Annotated in this window: 11 protein-coding genes; 5 read left to right on the forward strand and 6 right to left on the reverse strand. The window is 60.5% G+C overall.

Going from position 1 to position 11,339, the window contains the following annotated elements; translation table 11 throughout:
• The first annotated feature begins 7 nt into the window (after positions 1–7).
• The 5 genes from NKH36_RS30810 to NKH36_RS30830 all read left to right on the forward strand — a co-directional run bounded on the left by NKH36_RS30810 (position 8) and on the right by NKH36_RS30830 (position 4,934).
• The gene (locus tag NKH36_RS30810; RefSeq protein ID WP_352964655.1) at positions 8–667 is read left to right on the forward strand and encodes a GntR family transcriptional regulator; all 660 of its coding nucleotides are present in this window, start codon (positions 8–10) and stop codon (positions 665–667) included.
• A 64-nt stretch (positions 668–731) separates the two neighbouring features.
• The gene (locus NKH36_RS30815) at positions 732–2,069 is read left to right on the forward strand and encodes an ABC transporter substrate-binding protein (RefSeq protein WP_352964653.1); all 1,338 of its coding nucleotides are present in this window, start codon (positions 732–734) and stop codon (positions 2,067–2,069) included.
• Positions 2,069–3,007, forward strand: coding sequence for a carbohydrate ABC transporter permease (locus NKH36_RS30820; RefSeq protein ID WP_352964650.1), 939 nt, complete (start codon positions 2,069–2,071; stop codon positions 3,005–3,007). The genes NKH36_RS30815 and NKH36_RS30820 overlap by 1 nt, the downstream gene beginning before the upstream one ends.
• The gene (locus tag NKH36_RS30825) at positions 3,008–3,829 is read left to right on the forward strand and encodes a carbohydrate ABC transporter permease (RefSeq protein ID WP_023797160.1); all 822 of its coding nucleotides are present in this window, start codon (positions 3,008–3,010) and stop codon (positions 3,827–3,829) included.
• 46 nt (positions 3,830–3,875) lie between these two features.
• Positions 3,876–4,934: an ABC transporter ATP-binding protein gene (locus NKH36_RS30830; protein WP_352964647.1), complete on the forward strand. Its 1,059-nt coding sequence runs from the start codon at positions 3,876–3,878 to the stop codon at positions 4,932–4,934.
• Between the two features lie 962 nt (positions 4,935–5,896).
• On the opposite strand, the gene NKH36_RS30835 is transcribed toward NKH36_RS30830, so the two are convergent.
• The 6 genes from NKH36_RS30835 to NKH36_RS30860 all read right to left on the reverse strand — a co-directional run.
• Complete coding sequence (locus NKH36_RS30835) at positions 5,897–6,643, reverse strand: GGDEF domain-containing protein (protein WP_352964645.1); 747 nt, start codon at positions 6,641–6,643, stop codon at positions 5,897–5,899.
• A 347-nt stretch (positions 6,644–6,990) separates the two neighbouring features.
• Positions 6,991–7,719 carry a thermonuclease family protein gene (locus tag NKH36_RS30840; RefSeq protein WP_352964644.1) on the reverse strand — a complete coding sequence of 243 codons (729 nt, stop codon included), beginning with the start codon at positions 7,717–7,719 and terminating at the stop codon, positions 6,991–6,993.
• A gap of 33 nt (positions 7,720–7,752) precedes the next feature.
• The gene (locus tag NKH36_RS30845) at positions 7,753–8,952 is read right to left on the reverse strand and encodes an ABC transporter substrate-binding protein (RefSeq protein ID WP_352964642.1); all 1,200 of its coding nucleotides are present in this window, start codon (positions 8,950–8,952) and stop codon (positions 7,753–7,755) included.
• A gap of 151 nt (positions 8,953–9,103) precedes the next feature.
• Positions 9,104–9,319, reverse strand: a complete 216-nt coding sequence (locus NKH36_RS30850; RefSeq protein WP_352964640.1) for a hypothetical protein — start codon at positions 9,317–9,319, stop codon at positions 9,104–9,106.
• Positions 9,320–9,352: 33 nt separating this feature from the next.
• Positions 9,353–9,724: a hypothetical protein gene (locus NKH36_RS30855; protein WP_352964638.1), complete on the reverse strand. Its 372-nt coding sequence runs from the start codon at positions 9,722–9,724 to the stop codon at positions 9,353–9,355.
• 60 nt (positions 9,725–9,784) lie between these two features.
• The coding region (locus NKH36_RS30860; protein WP_352964636.1) for a calcium-binding protein at positions 9,785–11,339 on the reverse strand (1,555 nt) is incomplete at its 5' end.

The following is an 11,339-nucleotide window of genomic DNA, read 5'->3' on the forward strand; positions in this document are numbered from 1 at the left end:
CGCTGAAATGGACGACAGCAGCGAACCGGCAACCCTCAGGGAAAGAGCTTATGCCAGCTTTACGCGGCATTTGCTGGCCCGCGATCTGCGGCCGGGACAATTCGTGTCGCAGCGCGAGCTGGTTGCCTTTACCGGGCTGCCGCTTGGCGCCATCCGCGAGATCGTGCCGCGTCTCGAGGCCGAGGGGCTTTTGACGACCATCCCGCAGCGCGGCATGCAGATCGCCCATATCAACATCAACCTGATCCGCGAAGCCTTCCAGTTTCGCCTGTTCATGGAGCGCGAAGCGGTGGCGCTATTCACCGTCAACGCCTCTGACGCCGAGCTCGCCCGCCTGCGGCACGAGCATGAGGACATGCTGGCTCAAGCGCTGTCGCAGGCGCCGACGCCGGAAATGGAAGCCAGGGCCCAGAACATTGATTGGGCCATGCACGATACCTTCATCGATGCGCTGGGCAACGAGATCATCGCCAAGGCGTATCTGGTCAACTCGGTAAAGATCAGGCTAATCCACCAGGAGCGTTTCCGTATCGACGGGCGCGTCGTGCCGGTGATGCAGGAGCACCTGACGGTGATCGAAGCGCTCGAGAGCCGCGACCCGCAAAAGGCGGTCGAGGCGATCAGCCGGCATATCGACAATGCGCGCCGGTTGGCGCTCCAGATCTGAGGAACGTATGGTTCGCGGCTGCCGCGAAGCTATCCACAACGACAGCAACCCAAGGGAGGAAGAAATGTCGTCCAATCCGTTCAAGCCAACGAGAAGGCAAGTTCTTGCAGGAACCACGGCGCTCGCTGCCGCGGGCCTGGCGGGCATTCGCCCGAGCTTTTCCGCCAGTGTCGACTGGAAGCGCTTTGCCGGCACCACGCTCGACGTCAATCTGGTTAAAAGCCCGCGCAGCGACACCATCCTGAAATATATCGCCGAATTCGAGGAGCTGACCGGCATCAAGGTCAATGCCGAGGCGACGCCGGAACAACAACAGCGGCAGAAGACGGTGATCGAACTGAGCTCCGGCAAACCGAGCTTCGACGTCGTGCATCTCAGCTACCACGTGCAGAAGCGCCAGTTCGAAAAGGGTGGCTGGCTGGCCGACATCGCCGGCTATCTGGCCGATCCGACACTGACCGATCCTGGGCTTGTCGAAAGCGATTTCGCCGAGGCCGGCATGCTTTTCGCCAAGGACAACCAGGGCGTGCTGCGTTCGCTGCCCTTCTCGGTGGACTACTGGATCGTCTACTGGAACAAGGAGCTGTTCGAGGCCAAGGGCCTCAAATACCCTGAATCGTTCGACCAGCTGGTGGCCGCCGCCGAAGCGCTGACCGATCCATCGACCAACACGTTCGGTTTCGTCGCCCGCGGCCTCAAGAATGCCAACACACCGGTGTGGACGTCGCTGATGCTCGGCTACGACATGACGCCGCTCGACGACAAGGGAAAGCTGCGCACCGAAACGCCCGAGGCGATCGAGGCCGCTGCCCTCTACCAGAGGCTGATGACCAAGTCCGCCCCTCCGGGTGTCACCGGCTTCAATTGGGCTGAAGCGCAGTCCGCCTTCCTGCAAGGCAAGATCGGCATGTGGTTCGATGGCGTGGGTTTTGCTCCGCCGATGGAAAATCCCGAAAAGTCGCGCGTGGTCGGCAAGGTCGGCTATGGGGTCATGCCCAAGGGCCCCAAGGCGCATGCCTCCGGGACGTTTGGCGACGGCCTCGGCGTGACCGCCTCCAGCGAAAAGAAGGAGGCCGCCTATCTCTTCTGTCAGTGGGCAGTTTCCCCGGCCATGGGCGCGCGCCTGCTCCAGGCCGGCGCCGGCGTGCCTTTCCGCAAGTCGGTGCTGGAAGACCCCAAGGTGCGGGAAGGCGTCACCATGCCGGCAAGCTGGCTCGATGCCGTGGTTCAGTCCGGCAACATCAGCAGGCTGGCGCTGCCGGTGATCATCCCGGTCACCGAGTTCCGCGACATCTACGGCGTGGCGCTGACAAACATGATTGCCGGCGCTGATCCTGCCGAAGAGCTGAAGAAGGCCACCGCGCAGTTCCAGCCGGTTCTCGACAGGAGCGAGCAGGGCTGATGTCCGCCATCGCCCCTGAACGCACCGGGGTAGCGACGCAAGCCATCGAAGGGAGCCAGACGATCCGGCTGGCTCCCAACTACTGGCCTTTCGTCGTTCCGGCTCTCGTCGTCGTTGGCGCCGTGATCGTCTTTCCCTGGGCCTTCACGCTCTGGATGAGCGTCAACCGCTGGACGCTCGGCCAGTCGCGGAGCTTTGCCGGGATGGAAAACTATCTCCGTCTGGCCAGCGACCCGCGATTCTGGGAATCCCTTGTTCATACGTTGACCTACACCTCCCTCTCGGTGGCAGCGCCGATGTTCTTGGGCACTGTCGCCGCCCTGATCTTCGATGCCAGGTTTCCGCTGCGCGGCCTGCTGCGCGGCGTCTTCGTCATGCCGATGATGGCAACGCCAGTTGCCGTGGCGCTGGTCTGGACCATGATGTTCCATCCCCAACTCGGCGTGCTCAACTACCTTCTATCGCTGGTCGGCATCCCGGCGCAGGAATGGATATTCAACGCCAACACGGTCATCCCTTCGCTGGTCGCGGTCGAGACCTGGCAGTGGACGCCGCTGGTGATGCTGATCGTGCTGGGCGGGCTGGCCTCGGTACCGCGCGAGCCGTTCGAGAGCGCCGAGATCGACGGTGCCAATGCCTGGCAGCAATTCCGCTACCTCACCCTGCCGATGATCGCGCCGTTCCTGATGATTGCGTTGATCATCCGCACCATCGACGCGCTGAAGAGCTTCGACATCATCTATGCGATGACCCAGGGCGGACCGGGCACGGCGTCCGAAACCATCAATATCTATCTCTACAACACCGCCTTCTCCTACTACGACATCGGCTATGGCTCGGCCATGGCCCTGGTGTTCTTCATCGTCATCGTGGCGCTGTCATTCATTCTCCTGATGCTGCGCCAGCGCTCGCAGTGGAACGATGCGGAGGGCAAATAGATGAGCTCACGTCTGCTCAACCAGATCGGCCTGTTTTTCGCGGCTCTGGTCATCGTCTCGCCGGCGATCCTGTTCTTCCTCTGGATGATCTCGCTGTCGCTGAAATTCGAGATCGACAACGGCGCCTATCCGCCGATCCTGATCCCCGAACGTTTCGCCTGGTCGAACTATGTGAAGGTGTTCGAGGAGAACAATTTCCTGCTCTATCTCTGGAATTCGGTTCTGGTGACCGGCACGGCGACACTGCTGGCGCTGCTGATCGGCGTACCGGCCGGCTATGGCATAGCGCGGCTCAAGGCCGAAAAATCGGCGGTCGTCATCATGATCGCCCGTATGACGCCGGGGCTGTCCTATCTCATCCCGCTGTTTCTGCTGTTCCAATGGATCGGCATCCTCGGCACGCTCTGGCCGCAGATCATCATCCACCTGGTGGTGACGGTGCCGATCGTGGTCTGGGTGATGATCGGCTATTTCGAGACCACGCCGATGGAACTGGAAGAGGCGGCCAACATCGACGGCGCCAGCTCCTGGCAGGTGTTCCGGCTGGTCGCCCTGCCCATCGCCAAGCCGGGCATCGTTGTCGCCTTCATCCTGTCCGTTATCTTTTCGTGGAACAATTTCGTCTTCGGCGTGGTGCTCGCCAGCCGTGAGACGCGCACGCTGCCGGTCGCCGTCTACAACATGCTTTCCTACGAGCAGGTGAGCTGGGGGCCGCTCGCCGCGGCGGCGCTGGTGGTGACACTGCCGGTGCTGGTGCTGACCATGTTCGCGCAAAAGCAGATCGTCGCGGGGCTGACCGCCGGAGCGGTCAAGGGCGGCTGAAGCCGCAATCTAGCTGGACATCACTCTTTTCTCCCGGAGAAATCCAATGGCATCGGTAACAATCAACAACGTGCAGAAGGCTTTCGGAGCCACCAAGATCATCCACGACGTCAGCGTCGATATCGCCGACGGCGAGTTCGTCATCCTGGTCGGCCCGTCGGGATGCGGAAAGTCGACGCTGCTGCGTATGATCGCCGGACTTGAAACGATCTCGGGCGGGAAGATCGCCATCGGCGAGCGTATGGTCAACAATCTGCGGGCGCGGGACCGGAACATCGCCATGGTGTTCCAGAACTACGCGCTCTATCCGCATATGACGGTTGCCGGCAATATGGGCTTTGCCCTGAAGATCAAGAAAGCCGATCCGGCCGATACCGCCGGCCGCGTCAGGAATGCCGCCAGCATCCTCGGCCTGGAAAAGCTGCTTGAGCGCTATCCGCGTCAGCTCTCCGGCGGCCAGCGCCAGCGCGTCGCCATGGGCCGCGCCATCGTGCGCGACCCGCAGGTCTTCCTGTTCGACGAGCCGCTCTCCAATCTCGATGCCAAGCTGCGCGTCCAGATGCGCGGCGAGATCAAGGCGCTGCACCAGCGGCTGGGCACCACCACCATCTACGTCACGCATGACCAGATCGAAGCGATGACCATGGCCGACAAGATCGTCGTGCTGCATGACGGCCTGGTCGAGCAGATCGGCGCGCCGCTCGACTTCTACGACCAGCCGGCCAATCTCTTCGTTGCCGGCTTTATCGGCTCGCCTGCCATGAACTTCATTGCCGGCCGCATCGAGGAAGGCGCGTTCCGCGGCGCCGGCGGGCTGATCCTGCCGCTGCCGGAAGGCGCCCGCCCGGCTGATGCTGCAGGACGCGAACTTGTCTACGGCATCCGCCCCGAACATATCCGCGCAACCGCCCAGGGCATGCCAGGAACGGTGACGCTTCTGGAAGCCACGGGTTCGGAAATCTTCGCCAAGGTCGACTGCGCCGGCGAGGAAATTTCCTGCCTGTTCCGCGAGCGGCTGCCGCTCAAGCAAGGCGCGCAGGTGCGGATCGAGATCGATCGCGCATGCGCCCACCTGTTCGACGCGAAAACCGGCCGGCGCCTGTGATTGGCGTGGCCTGCGTGGCGGGTTCGCTCACGGCTGAGGTTCACCAAGACTTTGAAACTATGGTGATCCCGACAACGTCGTTGAGGAACTGGGGCGGTAGAGCCTCAAGACAGCTACCGCTCTTACAGAATGCCAGCGGGGCATCACAGTTCAATGACCTGCAAGTCCGAAGCCGCTAACCCCTCGTCTACCTCCTGCACGCAACGGCGCTGCGGCACTTTGAGCTGCCGCATGACCCGGCCTCATGGCCCCTGGCAAAATACTCCGATTTTCGGTGACGCCAACCTTCGGATCGTGGGTCATGCGCTAGAGCGAGATACCATCTCTGCGGTCGATCGGGCCAACGCTCTCGAGTCCCGGATCAGCTTCTGCGGCTTCTGCGCCGTAGACCCTCCAGAGCATGTAGACAAAATACCCGACTTGCAAAACTACCGGGCTAATGATCGCCCAGCCGATTGAACCCGTTGCCCAATACGTCGAGATCGACACAAGGCACGACGTAGTGAGTATCCCCACCAGGACCTGCAGAACGTTCATCTGTTTTTTCAAAGCGTCCCGGAACTGACAACAGCCGAGAGGCTCCCCCAACCCAATACTCGATACTCAATACCCCGAACCAACATCCCATCATTTTAGGGATGGCGCAAGTACCATGTCGGGTAGCGGCTGCGACATGCAACCGTCCGTTTAAAGTTGTTTATTCCGGCGGTCTGTCGGCTGCCAACGAAGATGTAAAAGCTGGTGGCGACTCTCGCGGATGGCTCCGCCGGGGGCGATCGGTGTATCCTCATCGTCGTTCGCCTTGCCCTGTCCTGCAGGCGGTTCACACCAACCTCGCAGGCAGAGCGAGTTGCTGCCCTGCAAGCGGGGACGCCGATTGGCCAAGCCAGGACGGCAGATATCTGGTTAGAGGGAGATCCATAGACCAAAAATTCCGATTGGCGTCCTAGCGTCGGTGATCGTCAACTGGGCAGACGAGACAGTTCGAAGTCGGTTCCATTTCTGGATAGCAGCTGCTCGGCGGACCGGAACATGTCGTCAAACGCGAGTTCATTTTCGAAGACGACCCCTCCGACGCTTATGCTCAGGACATCCTCCGCCCCTTTTGGCGCGAAATAGACTTGCGCAACGCGCGCCCGTATACGCTCACCGACCTCCTTGGCGTCTTCTTCAGTGGCACCAGGTAGAAATACCCCAAAGATGGATGTCCCTATGCGGCCGATCAGATCCTTATCGCGTACTGATGACCTTATGGTCGAGGCTATGAGCCGCAAGGCCTCGTCGCCCCATTCAATACCAAATCGTAGGTTGATGGATCGAAGGTGTTCGGGATGGATGACCAGGAAGGCGCCCGAACGAGAGCCATGCTCAAATGGCTTCTTTACTCTCCGTTCGATGATCGAAGTAAAAACCGTTCCGTTCAAGCAGCCCGTCAGGCCGTCGTAGGTCGCTGACTTGTTTAGCTCTTGCCGATAGCGGCGGATCTCAACCCGGCCCCAGCCGATCAACAGGAAAAGCGGGAGCCCAATGGCGAGGGGGACGAGCGTTGCCGTGATGACGCCGCGTCCGAACGGCGTGAGCCCATCGGCGAACAGGAGCAGATAGTTGAGGGCTAGCGAAAAGCCCAAACTCCCGGCGGTCCCCAGAAGCGTCAGCCACGCGGTACTCTTCCACGCCTGGGCAGAGCTGTTCGCCATCGATTTTGTCACTACCCGATCTCCTGTCAGATAGGCTGGCATAAGGCCGGCAAGTTACAAATTCGGTCTCAAAAGCCAATACAATTTGATAGATCGGATTGACGAGCTCTGGCTGACCCACAGATGAAGCTGGAGTTGCCCGCGAGAAAGATGGAAGACAACAGTTAACGAACTAAGTGTCGGCGCAGGCTGAACAACCAGCAGCGCAGGCAGCCGCCTGTATCAGCATGCTGCTCTAGAGCCTGTTCCGTCCCGATAAAATCGGGATGGGCTCTGTCTTTATGTTTGAGCATGATCTTTTCCGAAAACCGGATTCCACTTTTCGGGATCATGCTCCAGCTTCGGCAAGTAGGGTTCCCTTAGGGCTCAAACGGCGAGCTGCCTATCGAGGCGGACCGAATATACCCATCTCCGTGTCCATCGCTGTCACCTCCGCCTTGCGGTAGATACCGCTCGGCAATGAAAGGGCCCAGCCATTGGAGACCAGCCAGGCCGCCGACATCCTGCCTGCCGAGCCTGCATGGGGCGGCGATAGCGAAACGATCCCCTTCCGGTGGCACGAAACAATTCAGTGCGCGTCCGCGCAACCAGGAGTTGAAGGCTCCGCGCGCGCGTTGGCCGCAAGGCCAGACGACGTCATGAAAGGAACAGGTCTTCTCCATGTCAATGCTCTGGACCCCGCTGATGACCACCGTCCGTCCCATCGATTCGAAGATCGCGGACGAATTCGCAATCGGAGCGTAGAGCAGGACCTCCCGCCAGTCTTGCGGCATCGGCGTTTTCCGGGGCACGGCGAGACCGAGTTCGCTGAGTGGCGGACGGGGCTCAATCCGTTCGATTTCCGAAGAATCAAGTTGTGGCGGAGCGATGAGGTCCTGAGCAATCTTGCGTGCCGGCTCTCGCCGTTGAGCGTCGAGAACGGTTGCGCCCGGTCGGGTCAGCTGCTTGCCGCGGATATCATGAGACGGCGCAGGAACAGGCCGGTCGACCGAAAGCAATGCCCCGCCCTGAATGATCAGGAGCAGCCCGGCCAGAAGCTCCAGGCTTGCGAGCGCGACAGCCAAGCGGATGCGGCTCGGCCTGCCCATCAGGTCGAAAAAGTCCTACGGGTCCGCGCCGGGTCAAAAACCCGACGTGGATCTGGCAACCAATTTGAGCGCACTCTTTTCAATTCGATAGAACGGCATCGATCGCTGGCTGGATCCGTCGGCGCGAAACCGGAATAGACCTGTGGATCCGCGAAACCCGCTCGGATTTTCGAGTACCTGTTTGCTGAAGCCATCGGGTCCAACCGCGCTGGCGATCCCAGCAGTCAGCGCAACCATATCATAGGCGTAGGCGACATTGACGTCGGGCTGATAGTTATAGGCAGTCTTGAAGCGGTCGGCGATTGGTCCGGTTTCGCGCGGATCGAGCGTGGCGATATAGGCCCCTTCAAACAGCGGTTCGATGGGGCGTTCCAGCCACCGGTTTGTTCCCACCACTGCGACTGTTCTTCCCGGGATACCCTTCGATTTCAGGGCGGCAAGAATTTGCAGCGGGCTGTCGTCTCCGCTGGCGACAATGACGGCGTCCGGAGCATCCACGAGTGAGCTCATGTCGGTGACCGCTTTGGTGCCGCCGTCGCCTGCCGTGTACGGGATAGTGACCGCCAGCGTTGCGCCATAGATGCTTAGGCTGTTCGCGACCCGCTTTTCAACGGCACTGCCGTTCGAGCCAGCTGCGACAAGCAACACGAACTTCTTGCTGCCTTTCGCCGCGATGCCTGCGGCGCCCGCGGCCGCGCTGTCTGCCTCGCTGAGGCGCACGGCATAAACGCCTGGACCGCCTGCGAAATTGTTGGCAAGTGCAAACACTGGCGGCCGTTTCGGTCCCGATAATTTGGCAATATGCTGTGCCGCCGGTAGTTCGGTCGGACCGATGACGACTTTCGCCCCCGTCGTGATCGCCTTTATCGACAATTCGCTGGCGTGTGCACTGTCGCCCCGCGTGTCCTCGACCGTCAGTGTGAGCAATCCATTGCCAAGATCCGCCATTGCGAGTTTTGCGGCATCGAGCATCTTCCTGCCGGTTTCCCCCGTGGCTCCAGGGCCGGACAAGGGCAGCAGCATCGTGATCTTCGTCGAACCACTGCCGATCGATTGGGTCGCCTGGGCTCGGCCCGCAACTGCGGCGTCTTTCTGCACTCCGGGTGCGGCCATTGCAGCCGGATCGAGCGCTTCGGAAACGCTGCCTTTCGACTGGCAACCTGACAATGCCACGGCGAGCGCAAAGGCGATTGCCCTCGTCCGCAGGCAGAAGACCTGTCGGCCAGCTTCCATGATTTCCCACCCTATGTGCCGCCGGGTCCCTTCCCGGTCTGATCTTCAAGTCATGTCACGGCTGAGTTACGCCGTCTTGTAGTTCTTTAGCCTGCAAAAGCCGGGCTCTGAGCGTCCTGATCACGGCGTGTGCGAGCTGCGGCTCCAGGTCTTAGATCGACGACTGGCAGGTCGCAAATGCCTTCAGCTTTTCTCTCGTCCATTCCTGGGTGGCATCGCGGCGGGTCGGCCGTAACCGCTCGGGCAAAGCATTTTGTACTCTAGTGGATTGTTCCGACGCACCCGCGCCGGCTTGCATGGCAAGCAGGTCAAAACCGATCAAGGCAATCGTTCCGGCGATCGCCCGCAGTGTTCGGGCGGCCATCATTGTCAGCCAGCCGGCGCGTCGCCGCCATTTTGGTTAGTTCATGTACTCGACCATGCGGTCGTGGAAACACTCGCATTTATTTAGGTAGTCTTCGTCGCGATAATTTGTCTTCAAATAGCCGTAAGCCTTGCCGCAGGCGACCTTGGCCTCGGAGGCCCAGACGAAGACAGGCCGTGACGAATGGATCCATTCCGAGCTGTTGGCGACGGCGACAGACTCGTCCATCAGTTGCACTACCTGGTTCTTGAGATCGACGATGTTGTCGGTCTGGACCAAGTTGGACGTGCCGACGACGCGACAATAATCGACCGACGGAGCTTCGATGATGTCGGCGGCATACCCCGTCGATCCAACAGCCAGGAACAGTGTTGCACCGGCAACCAGAAGTCTAGCAGGCTTTTTCATGATGAATTCCCCTCTACCATTCGAATGTATAGCATAGCACGTAGCCCGTGCGCTATTCCACTAAACCGCATTGGCCGTGGTCGTATGCTGGGTTATCCCGTCGTCATAAAGCAGCGTGATCGTGCTGGACACCGGCACGTTCGTTAGCGTGGCCACGTCCACGAAATTGGTGCCGTTGGCAGTACCGTCAGCATCGACGCTTAGCGTGCCGGTCCCCGCATCGTAGTTCACGAACTCGCCGATATTGGCTCCCCCCGGGGCTGTGTCGAACAACGACGTCAGGTCGATCACGTCGCCCTGGCCGCCGGCGCCGCTGTAGTCGGAGATGAGATCCTTGATGTCCAGCTGGTCGAGGTTGAACGTATCAGCGCCGTTTCCTCCAGTCATTGTATCTTGGCCGAAACCTCCAACGAGGAGATCGTTGCCGTCGCCACCGCTGATAAGATCGCTGCCACCCCCGCCGCTGAGGAAATCATCGCCTCCCCTGCCTATGATGACGTCATTGCCGCCATTGCCATTGAGGTGGTCGATACCGGATGTGCCATAGATCTGGTCGGCCAAGGTGGCATCGCCATTCACTGTTATTCCGGGATCGCCTGGATCATGGGAGAAGAATTCGAATCTGACTGCGCGGGCCTGGTAGTTGCCGCCATCATTGTCGAAATAGGAAAGTGTCCATGTGTCGCCGGCGGCCGGTGGATTTGCGATCAGATAGTCCGCGAGCGTCGTCGTCGTTGCGACCCCGGCGCCGTCGAGAAGGAAGATATGGTCATAGTCGACGGTCGCCTTCATCAGGCCGGTGGCCGGGTCGTAGGTCCAACTCTGCTCGAATGTTCCGGCAGTCAAATCGTCTTCAACAACTGCAAAACGGTTCGCTCCAATCCTGATCTCGACTTGAACTTCCTGCTCGCGATGCGACCCCGCACTGCCATCTCCGAAGACGCCTGGATTGCGTTCCCCCAGCGGGATCGGAGTTACGAAGGGCGATTCCTGGAAGTCGGTGTAGACTACTACTGTCGAGCCATGGGGATCGGCCGTTATGGCGCTTACCGTGGCTTGGGACAGGCTCAGGTTCTGGGTCTGGTCATTTCCGGACGTGAGCGGGCTGTTGCCATTACCCACCTGTGCGGTATCGCTGGGCAAGCTGGTCGGCGGGACTTCGTGGATGCCGACAGTCTGAGTGACGTGGGCGGTGCCGTCGAAGACGTCCAGCGATAGATTGACGTTGACGGTGTCGGTTACCGTTGCGGTCGGCCTGTAGACCAGGTCGTCCAGCAGGTTGATGCCGCCGGCCGGATCGTAGAGCACAGTGCCGGCCGTCAGGGCGACGTAGGTGACGCCATCGAAATAGAACGTGCCTGAGGGGATCGTCCCCGTCGCGGTGACGATGAGGTTATCGCCATCCGCATCGGTCGGGATAGTTACCAGCAAGGGATATCCGTTGGGATAGCTCGGCGTGCTCAAAGTTTGCTGTGCCGGATCGCTCGACATCCAGTTCTGGGTGTTTGCGGCAACCGGCGCATTGTTGACGTCCGACAGGGTGATGGTCAGCGTTGTCGTCGACAGGTCGCCGTCGCCGTCCATGATGGTGTAGACGAAGGTGTCGGTGGCGCCG

It is taken from the genome of Mesorhizobium sp. M1312, assembly GCF_040318115.1.
Lineage (GTDB): Bacteria > Pseudomonadota > Alphaproteobacteria > Rhizobiales > Rhizobiaceae > Mesorhizobium.